The sequence below is a fragment of the Rossellomorea sp. GCM10028870 genome (genome assembly GCF_042666755.1).
Lineage (GTDB): Bacteria > Bacillota > Bacilli > Bacillales > Bacillaceae_B > Rossellomorea.
In genome coordinates, this window is the sequence record NZ_JBHTGN010000003.1 from 385,328 (window position 1) to 412,311 (window position 26,984).

General features: G+C 42.2%; 24 protein-coding genes and 1 pseudogene. 14 read left to right on the forward strand and 11 right to left on the reverse strand.

The window, feature by feature from the left end; genetic code table 11:
* Nucleotides 1-41: 41 nt before the first annotated feature.
* The 5 genes from ACFQWC_RS15730 to ACFQWC_RS15750 all read right to left on the reverse strand — a co-directional run bounded on the left by ACFQWC_RS15730 (nt 42) and on the right by ACFQWC_RS15750 (nt 3,866).
* The gene (locus tag ACFQWC_RS15730; RefSeq protein WP_299743027.1) at nt 42-167 is read right to left on the reverse strand and encodes a hypothetical protein; all 126 of its coding nucleotides are present in this window, start codon (nt 165-167) and stop codon (nt 42-44) included.
* A 139-nt stretch (nt 168-306) separates the two neighbouring features.
* The gene (locus ACFQWC_RS15735; RefSeq protein WP_377108391.1) at nt 307-768 is read right to left on the reverse strand and encodes a hypothetical protein; all 462 of its coding nucleotides are present in this window, start codon (nt 766-768) and stop codon (nt 307-309) included.
* 69 nt (nt 769-837) lie between these two features.
* Complete coding sequence (locus ACFQWC_RS15740; RefSeq protein WP_299743022.1) at nt 838-1,725, reverse strand: helix-turn-helix domain-containing protein; 888 nt, start codon at nt 1,723-1,725, stop codon at nt 838-840.
* 746 nt (nt 1,726-2,471) lie between these two features.
* A complete protein-coding gene (gene gloA2 / locus ACFQWC_RS15745) occupies nt 2,472-2,861 on the reverse strand; it encodes an SMU1112c/YaeR family gloxylase I-like metalloprotein (RefSeq protein WP_377108522.1) in 390 nt (129 codons plus the stop codon).
* 78 nt (nt 2,862-2,939) lie between these two features.
* Nucleotides 2,940-3,866, reverse strand: a complete 927-nt coding sequence (locus tag ACFQWC_RS15750; protein ID WP_299743020.1) for a manganese-dependent inorganic pyrophosphatase — start codon at nt 3,864-3,866, stop codon at nt 2,940-2,942.
* 176 nt (nt 3,867-4,042) lie between these two features.
* Here ACFQWC_RS15750 and ACFQWC_RS15755 point away from each other — a divergent pair, with 176 nt between their 5' ends.
* Nucleotides 4,043-4,282 carry a hypothetical protein gene (locus ACFQWC_RS15755; protein WP_299743018.1) on the forward strand — a complete coding sequence of 80 codons (240 nt, stop codon included), beginning with the start codon at nt 4,043-4,045 and terminating at the stop codon, nt 4,280-4,282.
* Nucleotides 4,283-4,358: 76 nt separating this feature from the next.
* Here ACFQWC_RS15755 and ACFQWC_RS15760 read toward each other — a convergent pair.
* Nucleotides 4,359-5,393, reverse strand: a pseudogene (locus ACFQWC_RS15760) (DctP family TRAP transporter solute-binding subunit).
* Nucleotides 5,394-5,467: 74 nt separating this feature from the next.
* Here ACFQWC_RS15760 and ACFQWC_RS15765 point away from each other — a divergent pair.
* The 6 genes from ACFQWC_RS15765 to ACFQWC_RS15790 all read left to right on the forward strand — a co-directional run bounded on the left by ACFQWC_RS15765 (nt 5,468) and on the right by ACFQWC_RS15790 (nt 12,410).
* Nucleotides 5,468-7,078: an ATP-binding protein gene (locus ACFQWC_RS15765; protein ID WP_299743012.1), complete on the forward strand. Its 1,611-nt coding sequence runs from the start codon at nt 5,468-5,470 to the stop codon at nt 7,076-7,078.
* On the forward strand, nt 7,059-7,751 hold the full coding sequence (locus ACFQWC_RS15770) for a response regulator (protein ID WP_377108524.1): 693 nt from the start codon (nt 7,059-7,061) through the stop codon (nt 7,749-7,751). Before ACFQWC_RS15765 ends, ACFQWC_RS15770 begins: the two co-directional genes overlap by 20 nt.
* 159 nt (nt 7,752-7,910) lie before the next feature.
* On the forward strand, nt 7,911-8,909 hold the full coding sequence (locus ACFQWC_RS15775) for a TAXI family TRAP transporter solute-binding subunit (RefSeq protein WP_299743007.1): 999 nt from the start codon (nt 7,911-7,913) through the stop codon (nt 8,907-8,909).
* Nucleotides 8,910-8,951: 42 nt separating this feature from the next.
* A complete protein-coding gene (locus ACFQWC_RS15780) occupies nt 8,952-9,425 on the forward strand; it encodes a DUF1850 domain-containing protein (RefSeq protein ID WP_377108394.1) in 474 nt (157 codons plus the stop codon).
* 15 nt (nt 9,426-9,440) lie between these two features.
* The gene (locus ACFQWC_RS15785; protein ID WP_377108396.1) at nt 9,441-11,603 is read left to right on the forward strand and encodes a TRAP transporter permease; all 2,163 of its coding nucleotides are present in this window, start codon (nt 9,441-9,443) and stop codon (nt 11,601-11,603) included.
* 15 nt (nt 11,604-11,618) lie between these two features.
* The gene (locus ACFQWC_RS15790; protein WP_377108398.1) at nt 11,619-12,410 is read left to right on the forward strand and encodes an SDR family oxidoreductase; all 792 of its coding nucleotides are present in this window, start codon (nt 11,619-11,621) and stop codon (nt 12,408-12,410) included.
* 49 nt (nt 12,411-12,459) lie between these two features.
* Here the strand turns inward: ACFQWC_RS15790 and ACFQWC_RS15795 are convergent, their stop codons facing one another.
* Both ACFQWC_RS15795 and ACFQWC_RS15800 read right to left on the reverse strand, forming a co-directional pair.
* A complete protein-coding gene (locus ACFQWC_RS15795) occupies nt 12,460-13,530 on the reverse strand; it encodes an SDR family oxidoreductase (protein ID WP_377108400.1) in 1,071 nt (356 codons plus the stop codon).
* 179 nt (nt 13,531-13,709) lie between these two features.
* Nucleotides 13,710-15,710, reverse strand: coding sequence for a penicillin-binding transpeptidase domain-containing protein (locus ACFQWC_RS15800; protein ID WP_377108402.1), 2,001 nt, complete (start codon nt 15,708-15,710; stop codon nt 13,710-13,712).
* Nucleotides 15,711-16,177: 467 nt separating this feature from the next.
* Between ACFQWC_RS15800 and trhO the strand changes: the two genes are divergently transcribed.
* Nucleotides 16,178-17,143 (forward strand): oxygen-dependent tRNA uridine(34) hydroxylase TrhO, encoded by a 966-nt coding sequence (gene trhO, locus ACFQWC_RS15805; protein WP_299742992.1) that lies wholly within the window; start codon nt 16,178-16,180, stop codon nt 17,141-17,143.
* A 49-nt stretch (nt 17,144-17,192) separates the two neighbouring features.
* Here trhO and ACFQWC_RS15810 read toward each other — a convergent pair whose 3' ends face one another.
* Nucleotides 17,193-17,726 carry a DUF6241 domain-containing protein gene (locus ACFQWC_RS15810; RefSeq protein ID WP_377108404.1) on the reverse strand — a complete coding sequence of 178 codons (534 nt, stop codon included), beginning with the start codon at nt 17,724-17,726 and terminating at the stop codon, nt 17,193-17,195.
* Between the two features lie 218 nt (nt 17,727-17,944).
* On the opposite strand from ACFQWC_RS15810, the gene ACFQWC_RS15815 reads away from it, so the two are divergent.
* Nucleotides 17,945-19,111, forward strand: coding sequence for a 3-phenylpropionate MFS transporter (locus ACFQWC_RS15815; protein ID WP_377108406.1), 1,167 nt, complete (start codon nt 17,945-17,947; stop codon nt 19,109-19,111).
* Between the two features lie 315 nt (nt 19,112-19,426).
* Here ACFQWC_RS15815 and ACFQWC_RS15820 read toward each other — a convergent pair whose 3' ends face one another.
* A complete protein-coding gene (locus ACFQWC_RS15820) occupies nt 19,427-20,359 on the reverse strand; it encodes a C40 family peptidase (RefSeq protein WP_299742983.1) in 933 nt (310 codons plus the stop codon).
* A 489-nt stretch (nt 20,360-20,848) separates the two neighbouring features.
* Between ACFQWC_RS15820 and ACFQWC_RS15825 the strand changes: the two genes are divergently transcribed.
* From ACFQWC_RS15825 to ACFQWC_RS15835, 3 genes are all read left to right on the forward strand, one after another.
* Nucleotides 20,849-21,895, forward strand: coding sequence for an acyltransferase (locus ACFQWC_RS15825; protein ID WP_299742981.1), 1,047 nt, complete (start codon nt 20,849-20,851; stop codon nt 21,893-21,895).
* A 148-nt stretch (nt 21,896-22,043) separates the two neighbouring features.
* On the forward strand, nt 22,044-22,295 hold the full coding sequence (locus ACFQWC_RS15830) for a hypothetical protein (RefSeq protein WP_377108409.1): 252 nt from the start codon (nt 22,044-22,046) through the stop codon (nt 22,293-22,295).
* A 60-nt stretch (nt 22,296-22,355) separates the two neighbouring features.
* The gene (locus ACFQWC_RS15835; RefSeq protein WP_299742975.1) at nt 22,356-22,598 is read left to right on the forward strand and encodes a hypothetical protein; all 243 of its coding nucleotides are present in this window, start codon (nt 22,356-22,358) and stop codon (nt 22,596-22,598) included.
* A 138-nt stretch (nt 22,599-22,736) separates the two neighbouring features.
* On the opposite strand, the gene ACFQWC_RS15840 is transcribed toward ACFQWC_RS15835, so the two are convergent.
* The gene (locus tag ACFQWC_RS15840) at nt 22,737-23,153 is read right to left on the reverse strand and encodes a putative periplasmic lipoprotein (RefSeq protein ID WP_377108410.1); all 417 of its coding nucleotides are present in this window, start codon (nt 23,151-23,153) and stop codon (nt 22,737-22,739) included.
* A gap of 362 nt (nt 23,154-23,515) precedes the next feature.
* Between ACFQWC_RS15840 and treP the strand changes: the two genes are divergently transcribed.
* A complete protein-coding gene (gene treP / locus ACFQWC_RS15845) occupies nt 23,516-24,931 on the forward strand; it encodes a PTS system trehalose-specific EIIBC component (RefSeq protein ID WP_299742969.1) in 1,416 nt (471 codons plus the stop codon).
* Between the two features lie 346 nt (nt 24,932-25,277).
* Nucleotides 25,278-26,966 (forward strand): alpha,alpha-phosphotrehalase, encoded by a 1,689-nt coding sequence (gene treC, locus ACFQWC_RS15850; protein ID WP_377108411.1) that lies wholly within the window; start codon nt 25,278-25,280, stop codon nt 26,964-26,966.
* Nucleotides 26,967-26,984: the final 18 nt, after the last annotated feature.

Consider the following 26,984-nt stretch of genomic DNA (forward strand, 5'->3'; position numbering starts at 1 on the left):
GTTTTAGACTGAGCAGGGATGATTCGATTTAATTTTTCACGTTATCTTTTTTTGACAATGGGGGCGGGCTTCGTTCTACGAAATTCTCTCAGCTTTATCACTTGGGATTGAGATACTTTCGCATCCAGCTCATAGGCTTCACGAGCTTTAAAATAGAGTAACGACACAGCTAATGCCCTCCTTTATAAAATAATTAGTTTCTTTTTACCCGAAAAATTCTAAATAAAACCAAATCAGAAGAAAAAAACAGACCTTTTTTAACTTTTATAAACCCCTTCCTTTTTCACCTCAAAATGAACGCTTTTTTCAAAAGCTATAATCCCAGAGTATCTTCCATTCTCCTTCTTCCAAGGCAACATAACAGGTTTGACTGATGGTCAGTTCACCGAATTGACTGTCAAAGAATAAATCGACCTCTGCTTTTCTTACATTTTTAAACGTAAGACCTTCCTCATTAAACGTGAACTTTTCTAATTTTTCTATTTTTCCCACTTCCACCTCAAACTCATCTACCCCCATATGCCCCATGAATACATGGTTCTTCGTTTGAATATATGATGACTTGGGAAACTTGTTCTGCATTTCCGGATGAAATAATTCCCATGCATTACCGAAATCACCGGATTGTTCAAACTGATAAAACTCCTTGATGACTTCCTCTGGTGTATCAGGTTCCCGGCTTTCCCCTACTATCATGAATAGGGCCACTACGATCAGAATGGAGGCAATTACTCCAATGACCAGAGGAACCGGGCTTCTTCTTCTCATTGCTCCACCACTCCCTGTCTATAGTAATCTTTATGAGGGACTTGCTGGATGTATGAAAATAAAAGACATTTATGAGAGTGTTTTTTGAGATATCTCCTCTATTTTGTTTGTCAAATAAGTTAAATGCTCATCATTTTCAAGCATTTCAAAGATCAAAATCGATTTTTTAATATAAAGTAAGGCTTGTTCGTAATTCTCTTCCAACTCAAAATTATACCCAATATGATAATGCAGCTGTCCTAAACCGTACAAATGCTCTTCTTCAATACACCATTTTATCGCTTCCTTACAATACTTTATGGAGTCCTTGTAATTTCCTAATCGTGTTAAGACCCTTGCAATATTGTATAGCAAGCGTGTTTTAATTGATTTATCATTTAGTTGCCCGGTAGTATTTATAGCTCCTCTGACTTCCTCATAGTAATCAAGAGCTTCTTGATATTTTTCCATACCAAAATAGAAGGCACCAAAAGCAAGAAGAATCTCCATCTCCCTTTCTGACAATGCTTTCTTACTATTTGCTGTCAGGGAAAATGCTTTTTCCAGTAGTGGAAAAGCATCCTCCCAGTTATGCTCAACCTCAAATTTATAGATTCCTTTATGCCAATAAAGAAGCTGAAGATTAGCCTCTTCTTTAAAGAGTGGGTTGTTTTCTTCTGCAGCCACCATCTCCATCATTTCTGTATATCTGTGCTTGATTCTTAATTTACGCAATTGACGCTCAACCTCTTTTATGTAATCAAGACGGGGAGTCGTCCCAATTTCAAAGAAATAGTTAACATCCACTCCGAGTTTCTTTGAAATTTGATAGAGAGAAGTAGCGCTTGGATAAATGTCTCCTTTTTCAATTCGACTGATGAGAGCTTGGGTACAAATCCCGTCTGCTAATTCACCTTGAGTCAATCCAACTACTTTTCTTAGCTCTTTAATTTTTTTCCCAATAACAGAATAATCCACAGTCTCACCACCCAGAAAATATTAATATATTTATATTTTAACAGAAAACAAGCAATTTTTTTAGGGAAATCCTCACACGTGTCCTCTCAAGCCCGTAGAGCGACAATACATACATTTTAAATCTATGTTTTAATAAACCTAACGACAAATTACAATACCTTTGGACGGCACTTCTCCTTGTGGGAAGTGCTCTTTTTTTTGAGGGACGGACCTCGCATTCAATTGACTATACGCAAAGGGTGCCAGGCACACAATAGAGGTTCCATGCCTGGGAGCCATTTCACAATATTAATATTTTAATAAATATAAAGATAACAGAGATATTCATAAGAAATGCCTCTATATATCAGCCAAAATCGTGCCACAACGACAATACATGCGTTCACAATCTGTGCTTTAATATACATACGACAAATTACAATACCTTTGGACAGCACTTCTCCTTGTGGGAAGTGCTCTTTTTTTTGAGGGACGGACCTTGCATTCTAATGATGATACATGAATGGTGCCAGGCACAAAAAAGAGGTTCTGTGCCTGGCACCCCATTTCACCAATATTAATATTTTAATAAATATAAAGATAACAGAGATATTCATAAGAAATGCCTCTATATATCAACTAAAATCGTGCCACAACGACAATACATGCGTTCACAATCTGTGGTTTAATATACCTAACGACAAATTACAATACCTTTGGACGGCACTTCTCCTTGTGGGAAGTGCTCTTTTTTTAGGGACGGACCTCTACTCGCTTTCATATATTTCTAGTGGAAGTCCATCGGGATCCTCAAAGAAAGTGAAACGTTTATGAGTATATGGATCTAGTCTTATTTCTTCTGTTTCAATATCCTTTTCATTTAAACGTCTTACACTCTCCTCAATATCCTCTACTTCAAATGCTAAATGGCGTAACCCTTGAGCTTCCGGATAACTTGGGCGGACCGGTGCGTCAGGGAATGAAAATAGTTCGATGACGTATTCTCCATTTAGCGCTAAATCCAGTTTGTATGAGTCTCTTTCTTCCCTGTAGATTTCTTGTTTTATTTCAAAACCAAGTTTGTTGACATAAAAGTCTTTTGAAAGATGGTAATCTGAGCAGATGATTGCGATGTGGTGGATTTTTTTAAAATTCATGGTCATGGGCCACAGGCACCTCCCGTTTTTTGTCGAAAAAAAAGAAGCAGCCAAAAGACTGCTCCTCTCAATTCTTTCTTATTTCATCGCATCCGTCAACACAGGTACGATCTGCTTCTTACGTGATACAACGCCTTTTAATAGGGCTGTATTGTTTTGAAGTGTTACATTGAATGCTTTTTCCACTTCCGCAGTTTTGCTTCCAAGAGCCAATGCCGTTGAGTCATTCTCCAGAATGTCAGTCACAACAAGTAAGAAAAGATCCAATCCTTTTTCTTTGATCATTGTTTCCATCGCAGCTTCCACTTCCGCTTGACGTCCGAATACGTCATTCACATCGACAACGTTGATTTGAGCCACTTCCACCTTCGCGTTGCCCATTGAGAATTCTTTCGCATCAAGGGTTACAAGCTCCGCCACGGATTTCGTGCTCATGTTCGCACCGGCTTTTAACATGTCCAATCCGTACACTTGAGCATCAACACCAGCGATTTCAGCCAGTTCATTCGCTGCTGCTACGTCTTCATCAGTACAGGTTGGAGATTTAAATAATAGAGAATCTGAGATGATCGCTGAAAGCATTAATCCAGCCATTTCCTTCGTTACCTCTACTCCTTTTTCCTTGTAAATCTTGTTTAAGATCGTTGCCGTACAACCAACCGGCTCTGCACGGTAGTATAAAGGATCTGCCGTTTCAAAGTTTGCGATGCGGTGGTGGTCGATGACTTCAAGAACGCGTACTTCTTCGATGTCTTCCGCGCTTTGCTGGCGCTCATTATGGTCGACAAGGATAACCGTGTCGGTTTCACCGGCAACCTTTTCAACCAAACGAGGTGCGTCAACGTTAAAGTAGTCAAGGGCATATTGGGTTTCACCGTTGACTTCACCTAAACGTACAGGCTCAACGTCCATCCCGATTTTTGTCTTCAAATCAGCATATACGAGTGCAGACGTGATCGTATCTGTATCTGGATTTTTGTGTCCGAAAATAAGTGTTTTACTCATCATCATTCTCCTAACTCTATGTAATAGTCATCATTGATTTCTCTCTTTACATTTTCTTATATTACCATATTTAATAGCAAAACCGTATCCGTTGGGGAAGATTTTTTCCAGTGATTATGAAGGCAGCATTCCCAAATTCTTTGTTATACTCGGGTGAAAAGGAGGTTACAAATAACTTGGATCAGATTTTACAAGCCGTTAGAGAGTTGCAAGGGCAGATGACTCGATTTGAAAACAACATGAATGAACGCATGACGAAATTAGAAACCCGTATGGTCAAGCTTGAATCCAGAATGACCGTCCTCGAAGAAAATCAACAAGACACCCAGGATAACATCACGATTCTGATAAAAGAAAACTGGGATCACAAAAAGGAACTTCATAAAGTAAAACGACGAGTGGGAATGGAGCAATAACCAAAACTTTTCACTCCCACTCTTTCCTCTTAGATAAACTTCAGCATTAACCACCAATCACATACCTGACCACTTTTCATTCAATCTCCCTCATTAATTCCTTCCCTATTTCATCTTTGTATTCTTTATACATAGGAGCCAGCTTCTTCATCCACTCTTCTTTTTCCGAATTCAACAGAATGTGAATATCCAAATCAGTATTTCTCTTTAATTCACGCATATGGTCATCATTGATTTCTATGGCATGCCGGCGGATCCATTCAGTCGTTTGCTTCATCGCTTCTTCAATTTCCACCCGGTATTCTTCAGGCAAGTCCTCCCAAAATTCTTCGTTCATTAATACAACATAGCCTAAATAAGTATGATTGCTGACAGTAAGGTAGGATTGATGGTCATAAAGCTTCTTGGAGTAAATATTCGAAATGGTATTTTCCTGTCCATCTATAAATCCTACTTCTAAGTTCTCGTATGTTTTATTAAAAGGCAGGTGACTTACGGCAGCCCCCATCCTTTGATATTGATCTTTTATCACCTCACCCGGCATTGTACGGAAGTGGAGCCGATTGAAATCACCCGGCCTGATCAAGGGTCGCTGACTATTGGTGATTTGTTTAAATCCGTTATACCAAAAGGTAATCCCCTTCACGTTTTCTTGTTTTTCTACCTTTTTAAGTAATATATCTCCTATATTCCCCTCAAATGCCCGTTAAACATCTTCATAACTATTAAACGCAAAGGGTAAGTCGAACACACTATACTCAGGAACATAAGCAGAGACTTTAGACGTGGCAGGGATAATCATTTGAACATTATTATTTTCAAGGGCATTCCATTCACTAATATCCGAATAGAGCGAGCCGTTTGGGTAGATTTCAACCTTCACTTTTCCCTTGGTATTCTTTTCTACTAGTGCTTTAAAACGCCTGATTGCTTTTCCTTTCGGTGTGTTTTCGGAAACAACATGACTGACTTTAATGACGATGCCATCTTTCAGCTTTTCTTGATCGTCATCATATTCCCAGGTAAAGCCGGTCTGAGATTGAAATCCAACAAAATAGGCTGTAGCAATTCCTGTTAAAATAAACAACCCTATAAAGAAAAATGTTTTCATTATGGGACCTCCCCTCTCTCCGTTCTATTAAAAATGGTACAATAACTTTGAATGAAGAGGAAGGAATATTCAGAATGAATCGAAAACAAATGCCCATCCGTTGGAAAATGACGATATTATCCTTTGGTGTAGTCCTGTTTGCGCTAATCATTGGATTTATTATATTTGTAGGAAAAGCGATTGAAATGAAGAAAGAAGAGTTAGGAAACCAGGCACTTATTACAGCTAGAACAGTAGCGAATCTTCCAACTGTACAAAGCCATCTCGAGGATTCCGGAGGATGGGGTGAAATCCAGCCCATTGTAGAAAATATCAGGACTGTAAATGGCTCTGACTATATCGTCGTCCTCAATATGAACCGGATCCGTTACTCACACCCGTCTGATGAGCAGCTTGGGATCATTTCTGCCGGAAAGGATGAAGGTCCTGCTTTTGCCGAGCATAGTTATGTGACGACAGCTAAGGGGGAAATCGGTACGGCGGTCAGGGGGTTCGTTCCGATCATGAACGATCAGCACCAACAAATAGGTGTGGTCATTGTAGGCATCCTGCTCCCTTCTACACTCGATATAATAAGGAATCTCCAAAATGAACTCATCATTATAGGTGCCATCACTCTCCTGTTCGGCATCATTGGTTCTTGGTTACTGGCAAGACAAATAAAGAAAGATACATTTCACTTGGAACCTCATGAAATTGGAAAACTTCTGGTGGAAAGGACCGCTACTTTTCAAGCCATGAATGAAGGGATCATTGCCATTGATAATCAAAAAAGGATCACCGTCTTTAATGAGAAAGCCAAAGATATATTGGTGTTAAATGGAGATCCAACCGGAAAATCCATTCAAGAGGTACTTCCTTCTTCAAAATTACCGGACGTGTTACACAAGAAGGAACCGATTTATCATGAGGAAATGAGATTAGAGAATAAGATCGTATTAAGCTCCAGGGTTCCTATTCTGGTAAACGGGGACATTGTCGGAGCCGTCGCCGTGTTTCAGGATCGAACGGAGATGACTCAACTGGCAGAAGAGCTGACTGGAGTGAAAGAATTCGTTGAGGCATTGAGGGTCCAAAATCACGAACACCAGAATAAATTACATACCGTTGCCGGTCTGATTCAATTAGAAGAAGGAGAGAAAGCTCTCGATTATATCTTTCTATCCTCTCAAGAAGAGGAAAATCTCACCACCTCCCTGACACGGCAGATCAAGCTTGATAGTTTGACAGGATTACTATTAGGCAAGATCAGGAGAGGAAATGAAATGGGGATAGAAGTAAAGATCGATCCCGATAGCTATCTATCATTCCTTCCCCCTCTTCTAGATGAACATGATTTTGTCATTATCTTAGGTAACCTGATTGAAAATAGCTTTTATGCCCTAAAAGATTCTGAAGAATATACCAAGGTCATTCATGTCTATTTAAAAGAAGATCTGGACACTTTTCATATTGAAATAGAAGATAATGGAGCAGGAATGACGAAAGAACAGCTTCCCCACTTATTTCAAAAAGGATACACTACCAAAGGAAAAAATGGCTCAGGAATCGGACTCTACTTGATTCATAGCATTATAGAGAAAGCAGATGGTCATATTAAAGTGGAGTCAACCCCTGGTGAAGGGACGTTATTCCAACTTACTTTTCCAATGAATGGAGGGAACAATCATGAAGGAACCGATTAACGTATTACTTATTGAAGACGATCCCATGGTTCAGGAAGTCAATCGAATGTTCATAGAACGTGTACCGGGCTTTACAGTGTGTGCCATTGCGGGAAATGGACAGGAAGGTGCGGAGAAGGTTTCTTTCTATCAGCCTGACCTTGTCCTTCTGGATAACTTTATGCCTAAACAAAATGGTCTTGAAACCTTACAAGCTTTCCGGCAGCAGGATACAGACGTGGATGTGATTGTCATATCTGCTGCACAGGATAAAGAAACCATCAAGATGATGATGAGATTAGGAGTATTCGATTACATCATTAAGCCTTTCAAGTTTGAACGATTGAAACAAGCTCTTGAGAAATACCAAATGTTCAAACACCGAATGACAGGAGAGGGACCCGTGGGACAGCAGGAATTAGATCAGCTTCAGGGTGTTCCCTCCCCCATTGAACCACAGGAAAAGAAAGAAGAATTACCAAAAGGATTGAACCAGCAAACGTTACAGCAGATCATTCAATTTATAAAAGACCAAAAAAGCCCCTTATCAGCAGAAGAAACCGCTGAAGGAATCGGCATCGCCCGTGTAACAGCCCGAAGATATTTAGACTATTTACAGAAATCAGGCCAGGTTCAAATCATGATCGAGTACGGTGGAATTGGGCGTCCAATCAATCGATATCAATGGCAGTAAATAAGAATGAGGCGAAAGGTGGATGCCTCATTCTTTTTTATTCTCCTTAATCGCACTCCCAGACCAAAAAGACCAAAACGTCCTTTAAGTTCTAAATATTCTCATTTTAACATGTAAGCGTTACCATATTTAATAGGTAACGTAAAGGAGGACGAAACGATGAAAAAATTAAAATGGATTTCGATGGTAGCCATCATTTCATTATTATTGGCGGCATGTGGCAGTGATGGTGCAAGCGGAGACGATTCAAGCAGTGGCGATGACTCTTCCAGCCAATCAATCGTATTTGGGACAGGTGGAACGTCCGGTGCTTATTATGCGATTGGCGGATCACTTAAACCAATTTTCGAGGAAAGTGATTCGATCGGGAATGTAACAGTAGAATCGACAGGAGCTTCTGTAGCCAATATCCAGAACATTACAGACGGTCTAAATCAAATGGCGATTGTCATGAGTGATGTTGCTTATGATGCAGTAGAAGGAAAAGGACAGTTCGAAGGCAATAAAGTAGAGGTTCAGGCGCTTGCGGGCATGTACCAAAACGTTGTACAGGTAGTCGCTATGTCTGATAGCGGAATTAAGAGTATTGAAGATTTAAAGGGTAAGAAAGTGGGAGTAGGCCAGGTAGGTTCCGGCGTGGAACAGAGCGCTAAGAAAGTATTGGAAGCGGCCGGCTTAACGTATGATGACCTTGAAAAAGTCACTCACACAGGGTACGCGGATTCAGTACAGGAAATGAAAAATGGCACACTTGACGCTGCATTTTTCACTTCAGGTGTACCGAACAGCAATATTACAGACCTTATGCAGCAAAATGATGTATCGTTTGTTGAAATCAAAGGAGATCTTGCTGATAAGCTAATGGAGAAATATCCGTTCTATAAAACATTTACGATTGAGTCAGGAGACGAGGCAAAATATAACCTGGATTCAAAAGTTGAAACCGTCGGGATTCAAAATATGCTGATTGTATCGAAGGATGTAAGTGAAGACACAGTATACGACTTAACAAAACGTTATTACGACTACTTAGGAACAGACGCAGTTGCGGTTGCACCGCTTAAAGAAGTCAACCGGGATGAAATGGCGAAGGGTCTCATAACTCCCCTGCACCCGGGAGCGAAGAAGTTTTATGAAGAAAAAGGATTACTGGAATAATAGAGAAAGGGCATCAATCCTGGTGCCCTTTTCATTCTATCTATGAGAAAAAGAATTCTGGGCGCCTCTGCCCTTCTCCTTCTTACCCTTCTCGCCATTGTCCCGATGAACACGATCATCTTATCCTATGAGAATAAAAATATAGTCGTGCAGCCTGTTTTCAACCAAAAGGAAGTATCCATCCGCTGGACACATTCTGTTGAAAAAGAAGATTGGGAAGAATTTTTTCACATTAAAGATACTACCATCACCTTGACCTCCACCCGTTTCAAAACGTTTGGTGCCGGTGTTCCGGACCATGCAGGCGAAGACACATATATTAAAGACGGATGGGTGTATATGACGAATATCCATCAATCGATTGGAGACTCATTGCGCTTCCAGACAGGTAAGAATACGAATCATCGAATTTCATTCAATGAACAAACTCTAGTACTCGATTCTCAGCGGTCCTACCAATTATCGGTGAGGTCCGTCCCTATGTATCAACTGATTTATATGATTGTTAATGATTAAGCGAGGTGACTCATGATGAGAAAACAAAAGAACACATCTGTGGAAGAGTTGGATCGGGAGGGAAATACGAGAAGCCAGTTCCCCAAGGTGATCGGTATATTTATTTTAGTAGTGGCAGCCGGGATTGCACTCTTCCACTTATACACGTCTTATGCAGGTGCATTAGTCGATGTAAAGCAGCGAAGCATCCACTTATATGGCTTAATGGCGATTGGATTTATCCTGTACCCTATTATTAGTAAAAAGAAAGGCCACCCTGTTCCATTTTATGACTATATCTTAAGCGGGTTGTCCTTATTCGTTGGTATTTATCTGTTATTCAGTGCGGAGCGCATCATTAAAATGGGGGGACAAATCAACGATACCGATTTCATCGTCGGGATACTCGTCATTGTCCTTCTTCTCGAACTGACAAGGCGTGTGACCGGATGGGGCTTGACCCTTCTTGCCCTTGGATTTTTAATCTATGGTCTCTATGTAAAGCTGGCCATCTATCCGGAATTGAATTCTCAAATCACATTGACTGTGACAAAGAAAATGACTTCCCAGCTTGTTTACATTACGGAGGGGATCCTTGGTACAGCGATCGGCGTCTCGGCAAGCTACATCATTCTCTTTATCTTGTTTGGAGCATTCCTTAGCCGCTCCGGCATGGGGAAATTATTCAATGACCTTGCACTGGCAGTCGCTGGTCATACAAAAGGCGGGCCTGCTAAAGTTGCCGTTATCGCCAGTGGATTTCTCGGTTCCATTAATGGTTCGGCTGTTGCCAATGTCGTGACAACAGGGGCTTTCACCATTCCATTGATGAAAAAAATCGGCTATAAGAAAGAATTTGCAGGAGCGGTTGAATCAGCGGCAAGTGTCGGTGGGCAGATCCTCCCTCCCATCATGGGTGCAGCCGCCTTCATTATGGCAGAAAATCTGAATATTCCTTATACCAAAGTGATCTTGGCAGGTATCATCCCAGCACTGCTATTCTACATCGGTATCCTGCTTCAGGTGCACTTTAGAGCTTCCAAACGAGGATTGCATGGGGTACCGAAATCAGAACTTCCATCCGTGAAAGCAGTTTTGGCCGAACGGGGACATTTGATCATCCCGATGGTGATTCTCCTGTACTTATTATTCTCAGGAAAAACACCGTTCTACGCTGCGTTCTGGTCGATTTTGGCAACGATTATCATTTCCGGTTCGAAGCAGGTTCTGACGTTATCAACCCTGCTCGGAGTATTTTTCATTTTCCAACCACAGGTCAATGGCGTCCTGTCAGGAGAAAGCATCCCTCCTCTTAAAAGCGGATGGTGGGAACTCCTGTTGATCGTGGTAATACCATTGGTCATCAATCTCGTTAGAAAAACAATGGATCTGGAAGCTGAAGAAATCAGCTTAAAGGATTGTGTACAAGCACTGGAAGAAGGAGCGAAAACGACGATTCCGGTGGCAGTCGCCTGCGGTGCTGTCGGCATCGTCGTCGGAGTTGCCTCACTGACTGGAGTTGCACTTGAGCTCGCAAACAGTATTGTCGGTATTGGTGAAATGATTGACAGCCCGCTTCTTCAGCTCGTCATTACGTTACTGCTGACAATGGTTACTTCCATCGTGCTGGGAATGGGTTTACCAAGTATCCCAACCTATATCATCACGAGTACCATGGCAGCACCGATCCTTTTACAGCTGCCATTATTCCGTGAATTGGCCGGGTCGACGGAAACGGCGGTTTTTGTGGCTCATATGTTTGTTTTCTACTTTGGAATCTTTGCAAATATCACGCCGCCTGTTGCCTTGGCAGCGTTTGCCGGAGCAGGCATCAGTGGCGGTGATCCGACTAAGACCGGTTTCCAGGCCATGAGACTTGCCATTGCAGGATTTATCGTTCCGTTCATGTTTGTGTTCTCCCATGAAATGCTGATGGTGGACGCATCTGTTACGAGTATTCTTGTCCTGACCGTAACATCTGTTATCGGAGTGTTCCTGTTATCCGTTTCCATTGAGGGCCATTTCAAAAAGAAAATCCCTGTCAGTATGCGCTTGATTAGTGCTGTAGCCGCTTTTCTCCTGATTTATCCCGGCTGGGTGACAGACCTTATCGGCTTCACTGTCTTCGTCTTTGTTCTGTTTTGGAATTACCAAGGAAAGGGTAAACCGATGAATAAGGAGATCAATATTCCCAATTAAACGAGGTGGATTTTAATGGATTTTGGCTTAAAAAATAAAGCAGTGATTGTCACTGCTTCCAGTAAAGGATTAGGAAAAGCAACGGCACTCGAGCTTGCAAAAGAAGGAGCGCACGTGCTTATTTCAAGCCGAAATGAGGAAGAGCTTCAATCTACTGCAAAAGAAATCATTGAACTGTCCGGGAATCACCAAGTCTATTTTGCAACATGTGACATGACGAAACCAGGAGACATTCAAGCACTCGTTGAAACAGCGGTAAATAAACTTGGAGGAGTCGACATTCTCGTCAACAACACAGGAGGTCCACCTGCAGGGGGCTTCCAGCAATTCGATGATGAAGACTGGCAATATGCCTTTGAGCTTAACCTGCTCAGCTATATCCGGACCATCAGAGAGGTTATTCCCCATATGAAAAAGAATAAGGGCGGACGGATCGTCAATATCGCTTCTTCCTCCACGAAGCAGGCAATTGATGGTCTGATTCTATCCAACACCTTCAGAACAGGTATCGTCGGCTTATCGAAGAGCTTATCAAGGGAACTGGCCCAGGATCATATTCTTATCAACACGGTGGGTCCAGGTAGAATCGCAACAGAACGAGTGGCTCAGTTGGATCAATTAAACGCAGATAAACAAAATGTTTCTCATGAGGAATTTAAGAAGCAAAGTGAAAAAGCGATTCCGATGGGAAGGTACGGCGAGCCTGAAGAATTTGCCCGGGCCATTACCTTCTTAGTTTCAGACGCCAACACTTATTTAACCGGTCAATCCCTCGTCGTTGATGGCGGATTGGTTACCGCACTATAAAAAAGCAAAGCCCCAATGGCTATTACCATTGGGGCTTTGCTTATTCTGTTTATACCGTAACTTTCCCACCGTTAGGCTCGCAACCCGTCCGTATGATCATCTCAATCGTCTCATTCGACATATCCAAATGGGACACCCCGGTACCTTTCATCAGGTCTTGAGTATTGCGATCATCAAACGTCAACGCCCCTGCCAGATACACCTTGAACACATCAATCAAGGTATTAAGCTTTACTTCCTCTTCATCTAACTCATACTCACCCGTGTTCTCAACGACCGATAAGTTCTCAAATTGAAGAGCTTCTTTTAACATCTTCAAAAGCTCGATGTTCTCAGGAGGATTCGGATTCGTAATATGATAGATTTTGTTCGCTTGGGCTTTTTCTGGAGCCAGGCTTAGAATGTCCGCAACATAATCCACTGGAACAAGATTGGAAGTACCGTTTTTCGCAGCAACCAGTCTGTAGGTCCGCTCTTCTCCCTTGCGCCTTGCCGTCTTACGCTTGAACACCCCGAGAGCACGCATGAATCCGTACAGTGTGAATTGAGAGTCCGCTTCCCCCGTTTTAGAATCCCCTACAATAATAGCCGGGCGGAAAATGGACACATCCATTTTGTCTCGATAAGAAAAAACAAGATGCTCCGATTTCACTTTGCTCTCCTCATATGGATTATGGAACTCTCCATTTGTTGGATAGAGCTCTTCAATCCCTTTATTCAGCTTCCCGACCGTGTAAGCCGTACTCACATAATAAAACTTCTTCACTTCTAGAAGTGAAGCCAATTCAAGAATATGCTTGGTCCCATCGTAATTAGCAGCAAACAATTCATCACGCAATTCCAAATCAAACTTTACCAGGGCAGCGAGGTGATAAACCGCATCAATTTTTCCCGTTAACCATTCAAGGTCATCCCTGCTCAGGCCGGCATTGGGAATGGTAATGTCCCCTTGAAATATGTGAATTCTCTTTTGCTCATCCGCTTCAAAGGAATCTCTTAATCTTTCAGCCTTCTCTACATTTCTCACTAAAATATAGACTTCGTTCACTTTATTTTGTAAAAGGTTCTTGATGAGCCTTCCACCAAGGAAACCTGTCGATCCCGTTAAAAATAAATTCAAATTGATCACTCCTGTTGAATTTCAACCTCAAGGGCTATTTTGTCTATCATAGCACATATTGAAAGCGGAATCGTTGTGAATGAGAGAGTTGGAACATGATGTCAAAATGCGGAGCTTTAATAGAAAAAAACCGGTGAGACTATGCCTGCTCACCGTTTTTGATTCATTTTCTTTCAACTTCACCAGCTATCATAAAATCTCTTCGTCACTTCTACCGTATGCGTACTACCTCCCGCATCTTCTACATCTTCAAGAAGCATGGCAAGGAGCATCGTCGGGTCATTTTGATCATAGGATACAAATAATCCATTTTCAGTCCCGGTTGTCCCCTGTTCAGATTTGATTTCTGCCGTACCGGTTTTACCGGCGATTGCTTTCCCTTTTACACTCGCTTTTCCGGCAATTCCTTCCGTGACAACTTTTCGCAAATCTGTTTTCAGCATGTCAGCTTGTTCTTTCGTCAGTAAGTTTTCCTTCCAAACCTCATGTTCTTCATCCATTAGAAGCCTCGGCTTCATCATGTTTCCATCATTGATGATGCCGCCATAGGCGCTGGCAAGATGTACGATACTCATGAGAACTTCACCTTGACCAAAGGCTGAATTGGCCAGTTGGACCTCTTTGGAGATTGTTCCGACATTTGAAATCTGTGATTTGTAAATCGGATAGGAAGATGGGATCTCCTCACCAAAACCAAAGTCTTTCAAACCGGCGATAAAGGTTTCTGCCCCCATCTCCAACCCGACTCTTGCGAAATAAATATTATCCGAGAATTTCAACGCACTTTCTAAGTCAACCTTACTGTCATTGTCAAATACACGGACGACCTTGTAATTTCCCCAAGAATCATCCTTTTGCCACTTCTTCCCCTTAATATCATAGATTTTATTTGGATCTAACTTTCCGGATTTCAATCCAACGGAAGCGGTGATCCCCTTCATGGTTGAACCGGGAGAATAAGCAATAGGGAAACGATTACGGAATGGCTTTTTCGGGTCATCCGCAAGTTTCTTATACCTCTCAGAAGATATTCCCAGTACAAGCTCATTTGGATTATAAGCAGGTGTGCTGACAAGGGCCAGTGCTTCACCTGTTTGCGGATTAAGAGCGGCAGCTGTTCCTGTTTCACTCTTCATCTGTTCATAAAGCTTCTTTTGCATTTCGGCATCGATGGTCAAGGTGATGTTTTTGCCATCTTCCACCGGTTGTTCTGCAACGGTGACTACTTCTTCAGATTCTTCTTTTTTCAAATAAATCCGCTGTCCATCTTTTCCTCGTAACTGATCTTCATATACTTCTTCAGCACCGCTGAGACCCATTAAGGACTGAGCTGTATAGCCTTGACCTTTTAGTTTCTCCAGCTTTTCTGCAGTCAGCTTTCCAATATATCCGGTCAGATGGGAGGCCGCTTCTCCGTATGGGTATTCCCTTGCAGGCACCCGCTTAGAGTACAGACCGCCCAATTCAATAACTTCCAGAGCTAAAGGTCGCTCGGTAAGGGCAATCTTTTTAATCGGCACAAAAAATTCCGGTTTCACCCAGCTCTGATCAAGCTTACCCTGAATGGATTCCGCTGGCATATCGAGCAGGGATGAAAGCTTCTTTAAGTCACTCTCGTTAAACTCTTTCGGTACGATCCCCAGTTCAAATGCTTCTCCATTCATCGCAAGGGGCTGTTGATTCCTGTCAAGTATATCTCCACGCTTGGCGGTAATACTTTCTACGCCTACTTTATCTCCCTTTTCCAATTCCGGCAGGATAAAAGAAGGCTCCCATTCTACAAACCAATTTTCATCTTCACCCTGTTTTTCTTTTGTTAAAGTGATTTCTTTATCATAGGAAACCTGACCAGCCAAAGTATTGAACGAAATAGTCAAAGGAAATTCCGCTTTTGTTTCTTTGTCCCAGTCCACTTCTTTTTCAGGCTTTTCAAAAGATACTTTTACATCCTTCACTTCTAAATCTTCATAGATGTCCTTGTATCTCGTGACGAAATCTTCTTTTTTGAACGAATCTTGAGTGGAAGTGTTTAGATACCCGTCAAACATATGATCGAACTTTTCTTTATTCCAAAGATCGACGTATTCCTGCAAGCGATCATCAGGCTTAGGCTTTTCTTGACATCCGGCGACCAACAGGCTAGCAACTAAGAGACAAAACAGCATGACTTTTCTATACATATGTACTGACAACCCCTATATTAGACTTTTCATCTCACTTCTAATTCTTTCAAAAATAACAAATTTTTTCAAATTTAATGTATCTATATGCTTGTATCTCTCGGTTATGATGATGACCTGAAAGGGGAGCGAAATTTGTCGTATATTGATAAGTGGCAGATATATCAGATTTTTGGCAGATAAAATGAAAATATGGAAGATATATTTTCAAATATGGCACGTAAATCCGAAATACGGCAGATAAATCTCAAATACGGCCCATAACACTCCGGAAAAGCCGATTATGCGCACCTCTCCCCCTCCGAAAAACCAAAATCCACCATTTTTTCCTCACAATCCCCAGCTTTTCTCCACCATACATAATGCATTTCTTTAAAAATTTGTTATAATAGTACATCGTAAGAGTAATAAGGAACAGAATCCTAAGATTATATCTTGCAAATATATATCGATAGGTGGAAATAAACATGAAAAATTATCGAGTACTACTGTATTACAACTATGTAGCCATTGAGAATCCCGAGGAGGTTACGGCCCAGCATAAGCAATTGTGCGAGGAGCTTGGCCTTATGGGACGCATCCTGATTTCATCTGAAGGAATCAACGGAACATGTTCCGGTACGATTGAACAGACAGATGCATATATGGAAGCGATGAGAAAGGATCCTCACTTCTCCGACACAGTGTTTAAGATCGACGAAGCAGACGGTCATGCCTTCAAGAAATTGAAAGTTAAGCACCGTCCAGAGTTAGTGACACTTCGTCTTGAAGATGATGTGAATCCGAATGAACTCACAGGTAAATACCTTGAACCAAAAGATTTCTTTGAACAAATCCAGCAGGAAGATACGATTCTTCTTGATGCACGTAATGACTATGAATATGAATTGGGACACTTCAGAGGAGCCGTGAAGCCGGATATCAAAAACTTCCGTGATCTTCCGAATTGGGTCCGTGATAATAAAGATAAACTGGAAGGCAAGAAAATCATCACGTATTGTACAGGTGGTATCCGTTGTGAAAAATTCTCAGGCTGGTTAGTGAAAGAAGGCTTTGAGGATGTGGCTCAGCTTCACGGTGGAATCGTCACCTATGGCCAGGACCCTGAAGTTAAAGGTCAGCTATGGGACGGTCAGCTTTACGTATTCGATGAGCGTATCGGTGTTCCTGTAAACCAGACAGAGCATGTCGTTGTCGGGAAAGACTTCTACACAGGTGAACCTTGTGAACGCTACGTAAACTGTGCGCACCCGCCTTGTAACCGAAAAATCCTTTGCTCTGAAGAAAACGAGCATAAATATATGAGAAGCTGCTCAGATGAGTGCCGCAAGAGCCCTGAAAACCGCTATATTAAAGAGCATGGTTTGACGGAGGAAGAAGTGGCAGAGCGTTTGGCAGTGATTGAGAATGAAAAGGAAACAGCAACAATCTAATTAATACTAAAAAAGAACCGTCTGCAATGAGCCGGTTCTTTTTTAGTATTTATCGCTTCTCTCTCTTCTGACTCTCCATATACTTCTTTTCTTCCTTAGTCGACAGCAATCCTGTTGCTCTTCCGATATTCCCGTTTCTCATTCTCCAAACGGCATTATGATCGCTGACTGCATCTGAAAAGTCTCCTTCTTTCCAGCTTACTAAGATTTCGTTGTAGGTATGTTCATGCTTATATTTGTTAATCTCTAATTGTGAAAGCAAGTAATCGATTCGTTCATCGGTGATTTTAAAGTACGACCATTTTTCATCTGCCTCAACCTTTTGATGACTCATCGCGTGTATGTATTGTTGGATCAGATCTTCACTTAGCGGCGTCTTTACTTTTTCCCCGAATGGGTTTTCTTTGCCTGTTTTGGTTTGTGGTGGAGTGGTTTCTACACCGGCGGTCGAGACAACGTCCGTTTGGGTTGTATCTTCGGTTGTGCCGGTATTGTTTAAACTACCTACGGCGATATAAACTCCGATGGCCGTTAGGAGCAGAACGCTTCCCACAATGATGGTGAATGATTTTTTTCGCAGCATGATGATACTCCCCCTATGTGCTATACTGTGATACTTTCTTCTAGGTGTTAGGCTAAATGTCCTGCAAGTACTTGTAAGTGAATTGTAACAATACCATATTTTTCTTTGGTTCTAAAGAGATAGTCGCTAAGTTGGTTGTATTCGTGATGGGACTGCTATATAATGACTCAATGTTTGTAAATGGATTTCCAGTCTACATAAAGGGAGTTTTGATAGATTTGAAGAATCAGACGTGGTTGTCGGTTCAGTTCTTTGCGATTTTTTTCACTTGGGGAATTTTCATACCTTATTGGACAGCGTGGCTGGTTGAAAGTAAGGACTTTTCCATTTCGGAGGCAAGTACGGTGATTGCGGTCGGGATGATTGCGCGGTCGTTTTCGAGCTTTTTCCTGTTTCCTAGATTGAGTCAGACGGTTTCGTTGGGACGGCTATCTCGATGGCTGGTGTTGATATCGGGTGCTTCGTTGCTGTTGTTCCTTCCAATGAATTCGTTTGGGATGATATTGGTTTGTATGGTGTTATTCAGTCTGGTTTATCCGATGCTGCTTCCGATGGTCGAGAGCATGGCGGCTGTGATGATGAAGGAAGATGGCATCGATTATGGACGGAGCCGTTCGTGGGGATCAATTGGATATACGGTTGCGCTGCTTGCGGTTGGATTTTTGACGTCACTTTTTACCGAGGGTGCCGTGATTTATCTGTTATTCGGTGGGATTGTGGTGATATTACTGTCTTCTCTTGCGAAGCTGCCTCAGTCCATGAGCGGGACCCGTGGTCAGGAGAAGCTTTCGTATCGCGGATTGCTGAAATCCCGTAAGTTTGTCTGGGCAATGGTGATTGTCGTGTTGATTCAGGGTGCTCATGCTTCTTACTATAATTATGGTGTCCTTTATTTAAAGGAATTAGATGTAAGTTCTTTATATATAGGTGTTATTTTAAATGTTGCCGTTCTATCTGAAATTCTGTTCTTTACGTTTTCAGATCGGTTATTAAAAGGCAAGAGCATTTCCATTATGTTTATGATTGCAGCAGGGGCTGCTGTGACGCGTTGGACTTTGTTGTTCCTGTTCCCCAGCACCCCTGTGTTCATCTTTACCCAAATCTTTCACTCTCTAACCTTCGGATTGACACATTATGCATTTATGCGATTGATTTATGAAGAATTGGAGAGCAAAGACATCCCGGCTGCCCAGGGAGTGTATACGTCGTTGGGTATGGGATTGAGTACCGCGATTCTGACGTTTATCGGTGGATTCCTGTATGATATCTCGCCTGGTTCTGCGTTTCTTGGAATGGCTGTGGTAGTAGTTCCATGCGTGGTTCTTGGTGGATGGATGTATTGGAAGTATGATCGAGTGGCGGATGGTGTGTTTAGTTATAAATAGAGTTTGTTGGGAGGCCGTTCAGGATGTGGATTCTGGGCGTTTTTTTTTATGTGAAGATGTTGGTGTACACGGTGGATTTGGTGGAGCCCTCCGTTTTGAGGTTGAGGGATTGCAGGATTAGTGTGGCTGATCTAGGCGATGACAGGTTCAGGAAGTTTCGCAGTTCCTGATTGGTGATGGTGGGTTTGGTGAGGAGGAAGAAATCCAGAATCTGATTTATCAATCCTATTTTGAATTAATTGATCCTCCGTGTCGAATTTCCTCGGAAATAACACAAATAAAAAACGCCCCGCCAAGGCAGGACGCTCCATAAAATTAGTTAAATCGCTTATATCCGACAAACTTCGGATTCCAATACGTGTTGCTCAACTTGGAAATCGTCACACCGCTGTCTGAAGCGTGGATGAATTCTCCGTTTCCAAGGTAGATTCCCATGTGGCTGATGCCGGCTTTGTATGTATTCTCGAAGAATACCAGGTCGCCTGCTTTCGGGCTTGAGACGAAGGATGATTTGCTGTAATAGCCATCTGTGTTGGTGCGTGAAATCGATTGTCCCGCTTGGTTGAATACATAGTAGATGAACCCGCTGCAGTCGAAGCCGGATGGTGATGTTCCGCCCCATGCGTATGGAGTTCCTACGTATTTTTTCGCAATGTCGACTACGTTTGAAGTAGGAGCAGGAGTTTGCGTTCCGCCGTCAGACGTTCCTTTAATAGAAAGTTTTTGACCGACGTAGATGTTATCGGAAGTTAATCCGTTCCATGACTTGATGGACGAAACACTTACATTATAGCGGACTGCGATGTGTGATAACGTGTCACCGGATTGGACCGTGTATGTACTTGATCCCGTTGGGGCTGTCGGAGTCGTGCTTGTTCCCCCTGAAGAAACGATCAGCTTTTGACCAGGATAGATGACATCACTCTTCAAGTTGTTCCATGCTCTAAGTTCAGCCAGATACACATCGAATTTGACACCGATTTTTGACAGGTAATCACCTGATTGAACGGTATAAGTTTTGGCAGAAGTACTGGTTGGTGCTGATACTTCAAGGACTTGGTTTACATAGATCATGTCGGAGCTCAGGTTATTCCAGCTCTTCAGGTTTGAAACAGATGTATCATATTTATAAGCAATCACCGAAAGGGAATCCCCTGATTGTACGCGGTAAGAAGCCGCTTCCGATGAATTGACAGCAACGGACGAAAGTAATGCAGCAGTAGTGAAGGCAATAATGGTTTTCTTCAAAAAAATGTCTCCTTTATCGATAATGTCGAATTTTGTTGCTTGTCCATTATGGAGGAAGAAGACTGATATTTTAATAGGCTAAAATTCTTATATGAAGAAAAATAAGGAAGAAACCCCAGTATAATAAGGTTTAGTAATTTATGGTTCTATTACCATAATCGGTAACTAGATGCCGATCCGTGGCTATTACATATGTTTTTATAGGTGAATGTCCTTATTTCCCCAAATATCCGGTTCATCCCCTCCCTCACGCACTTTAGAAATTTATGGTTGCGCTTCCATCCTTGTAATGACCGCTTTGTAGGTCTTTACTCGCGATTCTTTCCCATCTCATTCACCCTCTCACCTTTCCTATGGACCAGTCGATCCCAGGCAATCCCTCCCTATTACCCACTCCCCGATTTCATCAAGAAAATTCTGAATGACAAGACGATTTTTATAGATTAAAATGAATAGAATTTATTTTATGTAAACAAGGGGCGGGTTGGATTGGCGGAGAAAATTAGGCTGTCAAACTTTGAATCTCTCAGGGTACTGTCGATGGTCATGATCGTCTTGTTGCATTTCGGTACCTACGGATTTTCAAAATATATTTCGATATCAGAGTTAAGCATGGTGAATCAATATCTATTCCATTTCATAAAGGTGCTTTGTATCGTTGGGGTCAATGTGTATGTCTTGATTAGCGGGTATTTTTTATGTAAGTCACAATTTAAGATGAGTAAAGCGTTCAGAGTCGTAAGGGAAACATTCATTTTCTCGGTTCTTATTTTTGCAGGACTGACCGTTTTACAATTAACGGATGGGTCCTATACCAGCTTCATCAGGTCGGTATTCCCGGTGTATCTGTCCACCTACTGGTTCATCACCGTGTACATCGTATTGTTCTTGCTTTCACCTTATTTAAATATCTTGATCTATCAGCTCTCGAGGAAAGATTACGGAAAATTTCTCTTCTTATTATTTATGATCAATTGTGTATGGCAGTTCTTCCATCCGTTGGGAAGCTTCGGGGTGAACGGCGGCTATAGCATCGTGCATTTCATATTCCTATATTTTGTGGCAGGGTATTTACGGCAGCATGGACAGTTCCTGTCTTCCTTTAACAAGCACTATTATTTAAGCGTTTACATATTACTTGGGGCCGTTACGGCTTTGGTGATATTGCAAGCGTGGGAATTACCATTTAAGCTGTTGTCGTATAACTCACCTGTCATCGTGGCGATGTCACTTGCGCTATTCCTCTTCTTCTCGAAGCTTACGTTTGTATCAAGACCGATCAACTTCATATCGGGATATGTGTTGGGGGTTTACTTGATCCACGAGCATCCGTTGATCAGGCAGCGATTGTGGAATAACGTGATGGAATGGATGAGCACGGGGAATGAATCTTTATTGATTGTTCAATATCTTCTATTTGCAGTTGTAGTATTCGGAATTTGCCTGGGAATTTCGTACGGAGTTTATTCGATGATTAATTATAAGGCACTACTTAAGAAGAAGAAGCCAGTTGAAAAAGTGAAGATGGCCGGTTGATGGCATCCTTTAATATATGAAAGCACGCCAGCTTGCAAACAGCTGGCGTTTTTTTATTGGAATTACTGACGAATTGTCCCAAAGTGGTTTACACTTAGAAAAAACAGGTAAATTTACATATAAGTGTAAAATACTTAGGAGGGGTACTTTGGAAGCTTTCTTTTATTTGTTTAATATTCTTATTGCCGTTTATTTGTTTATCGACGCGAAAAAGCATAACAAAAATAAATGGTTATGGGCCATTTTGGGACTGATTTTCAGTTTCGTCACGCTTGGGATTTACTGGATCCTGACGGGAAAGAAGGTTTTAGGCTGGGTGCTCACCATCGCTGCTCTCATTTGGATGATATTAGGGGTAATCGGTGTGGTTGCGGTTGGTTTGTTTAAAGCTTTCAATTAAAAGCCATGGAGAGTCATGGGTCGTGCATTTGCGTTTCTTCATCTTGAAAGGAGGTTCGATATGTGGGAAGGATATACGGAGAAGGTCGACAAAGGTTTTGAACTGATTTATTTCAGGCTCAGTTATAGAAGGAAAATGATCCGAACCCTTTGGATGACCCTGCTTTTCCCTGTTTTGTATGTTCTACTAAGATTTTTGGGCCTGGACCTTTTTTATACGTGGATTTTTATGGCGGCCTTCTTGCTTGGTCATGTTGCACAAATCGCTTATAACTATTATATGTGGAATAAGTATGAGAAATAGTCTAATGAAATAGATACTTAATTCTTACTGAAAACTCCTGCCTTGTGGAATTTAAATATAATACAATGAGGGAGTTTAGGTTAAAGGATATATGATGGAGTGCTGGGAAAGAGTCATTATTGGCTCTTTTTTTTGTCTTCACTTCACTCTATGTAATTCGATATTTTCAAATTTCCCGTTCCAACGCACCTTTACAATTAAGACCTCCTCCTTATTGGTTCTGTCTCTATTTTTCGATCCACCCTGAATAGAAAAACGTTTTGTGTTTAGTGGCTGATCAAATGTTGACGTAACACTAGCCTGATCGACGGTTGATTGAAAAGAGTAGGACAATAATTCGGTTGTTGCCAACTCTTCTATCGGTCCTTTATACGTTACGATGAGTTCATCCTCAACTTTGTTGAAAGCAGCAGTTTCACCGGTCCCCCGCTCTTTGTACTCTGCTTCCCAATACTCACTCTCACCAGTAAAAGTATATTCGTAATTGGTTGTTTCACTCGATGTGCACCCGGATAGAAAGATGCAAAATAAAACGCCACTCAACCATTTCTTCAATGCTCCATACTCCTCTTCTTCTATTAGTTCTTACATATATCTATTCAATTTTAAGTATCGCAAACCAATAGAGTTATTTCAATTCCCCCTCCCTCAAAATCACATAAATGAAAACGGCTACACTTTTCCATTGACAACTTGTATATACATGAATACAATAAAAGGAGATCTTGTATATACAACAAGACCCCCATTGGTTGAAAGCGTTTCGTTTTATCGGACGTTTTTTACGAAAGCATAGGGAGAAGTGTTTTCCACATACTATTTAGGGGAATTCCATTAATAGAAATGAAAGCGGGTTCAAGACAACTTTCGACATTTTATGAGAGTTGCCATGGACCATCACTAAGGGAGGGAATTTCATGAGCGTGAAACGTGAAGACGTTCTGGAAATCATTGAAGCAATTGGCGGCAAGGATAATATCCGCACGGCTACTCATTGTGTGACTCGTCTTCGGCTGGTACTGAATGATGAGAAGAAAGTGGATAAAGAAAGATTAGAGGCGATTGATCTTGTGAAGGGTTCATTCTCTTCCAACGGTCAATTCCAAGTTGTCATCGGACAAGGTCTTGTAAATAAAGCGTATCAAATTTTAGCGGAGGAAACGGGGATTGAGCATGCATCCAAGCAGGATGTGAAGGATGCCGCTACTCAAAACCTGAATCCATTGCAGCGTGCGATCAAGGTGTTGGCGGATATCTTCATTCCGATCCTTCCGGCGATCGTAACAGCCGGTTTGTTGATGGGTCTGAATAATATTTTGACGGGTCCCGGGATTTTTTATGATGAGAAATCGGTCATCGATGTTCATAAACAGTGGGCTGATTTTGCATCGATCATCAACTTGATTGCCAACACGGCCTTTGTATTCTTGCCAGGGTTGATCGGTTGGTCAGCGGTCAAGCGTTTTGGCGGAAGTCCATTACTCGGTATTGTATTAGGTCTTATGCTAGTTCATCCGGACTTACTTAACGCATGGTCTTATGCAAGTGCAGAAAAGATTCCTACGTGGAACTTATTCGGATTTGAAGTCGACAAGATTGGATATCAAGGACAAGTCCTGCCGATTTTATTCGCTTCCTATCTATTAGCGAAAATTGAAATGTTCCTGGATAAGAGAGTTCATGATTCCATCAAGCTCTTGGTAGTAGCGCCAGTTGCACTCTTAATTACTGGATTTGCTTCATTTATCCTGATTGGACCGGTTACATTCTTCATCGGTAACCTATTAACAGACGGTGTCGTTTGGGTATTTGATTCTGCTTCCTGGTTAGGTGGATTGCTGTATGGTGGTCTGTATGCGGTGATGGTTATCACAGGTATGCACCATACCTTCCTTGCAGTAGACTTACAGCTGGTCGGAAGCCAAGGTGGAACATTCTTATGGCCAATTCTGGCACTATCGAATATCGCACAGGGTTCAGCAGCCCTTGCCATGATGTTTGTAGCGAAGAAAGAAAACGAAAAGCTTCGCGGCCTGGCAGGTACGTCTGCCATCTCGGCATATTTAGGAATTACGGAACCTGCGATGTTCGGGGTTAACCTGCGCTACCGCTACCCATTCATCAGTGCCTTGATCGGATCTGCCATCGGTGGTGTACTGTTAGCGATGACAGGAACAAAAGCATTCTCCATCGGTGTCGGCGGTTTACCTGGATTCCTATCGATCATTCCTGAATACTGGCTATCCTTCTTCATTGGAATGGCCATCTGTATCGTCGTACCATTCGTCCTGACAATCGTATGGTCAAAATTCAGCAAAAACGAAGCAGCCTAATAAATAGATAGAAAAAACAGTTGTAACAACTTGTATATACAAGTTAAACTAAGGGGGACAAATCAATTCTAACCACTCGCCTGTTCAGGTTGTGTGTGATGGATGCTTGTCTCCCTTTTGTTTAGGGACGGACCTCCTAAAACCCTCTAGTGGTGCGGGGTGGTCGGTCACGTTGGTCAGAAATCAAAGGAATATGTTTTGGAGGTCCGTCCCTCTTCCGTGATGCGGGGACGGACCTGATGATAACTAAATCGCAGAAGAGTCATGTTTGACGGCCATGATGGTGTATAAGTGAAATCGATTGAGGTCCGTCCCTCAAAATTTAATCTAGGATGGTGTTTTAGATATGAAGCAGCCTTGGTGGAAGAAGTCGGTTGTGTATCAGATTTATCCGAAGAGTTTTTATGATACGTCGGGGAATGGCGTTGGGGATATTAAGGGGATTACGGCGAAGTTGGATTATTTGAAGGAGCTTGGGGTTGATGTGGTGTGGTTGACGCCAATTTACAAGAGTCCTCAGCGCGACAACGGATATGACATTAGCGATTATTTCAATATTCATGATGAATACGGGACGATGGAGGATTTCGATGAGTTATTGGAACAGGCTCACGAGCGTGGGATCAAGATCATCATGGATATCGTGATCAACCATACGTCCACGGAGAATCAGTGGTTCGTCGAGTCCCGTAAGTCGAAGGATAACGAGTACCGTGATTTCTATATTTGGAAGGATGCCAAGCCGGACGGTTCCGAGCCGACAAACTGGCAGTCCAAGTTCGGTGGCAACGCGTGGCAGTATGATGAGAAAACGGGTCAGTACTACCTTCACCTCTTTGACGTGACGCAGGCCGACTTGAACTGGGAGAACGATGAGGTCCGCAAGAAGCTTTATGACATGATGCACTTTTGGCTGAAGAAAGGTGTCGACGGCTTCCGCCTGGACGTTATTAACCTGATATCGAAGGATCAGGATTTCCCTGATGATGACGGTTCAGTGGCACCTGGAGACGGCCGAAAGTTCTACACAGACGGTCCCAAGGTCCATGACTATATGCAGGAGATGAACAAGGAAGTCTTCTCTCAATACGATATTATGACGGTTGGTGAGATGTCTTCTACAACGATCGATCACTGTATCAAATACTCACGACCTGACCGGAACGAGCTCAGCATGACGTTCAACTTCCACCATCTGAAAGTGGATTACCCTAATGGGGAGAAATGGTCTGTCGCTGACTTTGACTTTCTTAAGCTGAAGGACATCCTTTCTACTTGGCAGCGTGAAATGAATGAAGGCGGCGGCTGGAACGCCCTGTTCTGGTGCAACCATGACCAGCCTCGTATCGTTTCCCGCTACGGGAATGACGGTGAGTACCATAACGAATCGGCGAAAATGCTCGCGACGACGATTCATATGATGCAAGGTACTCCTTATATTTATCAAGGAGAAGAGTTCGGGATGACGAACCCTAAGTTCACAAGCATTGATGAATACCGTGACGTTGAGTCCATCAACATCTTCAATATTTTAAAAGAACAAGGGAAATCAGAGGAAGAAATTTTAGAAATCCTAAGGCACAAGTCCCGTGATAACTCAAGAACACCGGTTCAGTGGAACGGTGAAGAAAATGCCGGATTCACGAACGGCACTCCTTGGATACCGGTGGCTAAGAATTATAAAGAAATCAATGCTGAACAAGCATTGAACGACGAGAACTCTGTCTTCTATCACTATCAGAAGCTGAATCGCCTTCGTAAAGAATATGCCATTATCGTGGATGGTGACTATCAATTGATTTTAGAAGATCACCGTGATATATTCGCTTATGTCCGTAACGGCGGCGATGGTGAAAAATTGCTGGTGGTGAATAACTTCTATGGACATGAAACGGAATTCACTCTTCCTGATGAAGTCGATGTAGAAGGCTGGTCGAGTGAGGTATTGTTGTCGAACTACAGTGATACGGCGAATGTTTATAGGAACATTAGGTTACGCCCGTATGAATCAATTGTATTCCATTTTACTAAATAATGGTTGGAGAACCTGGCA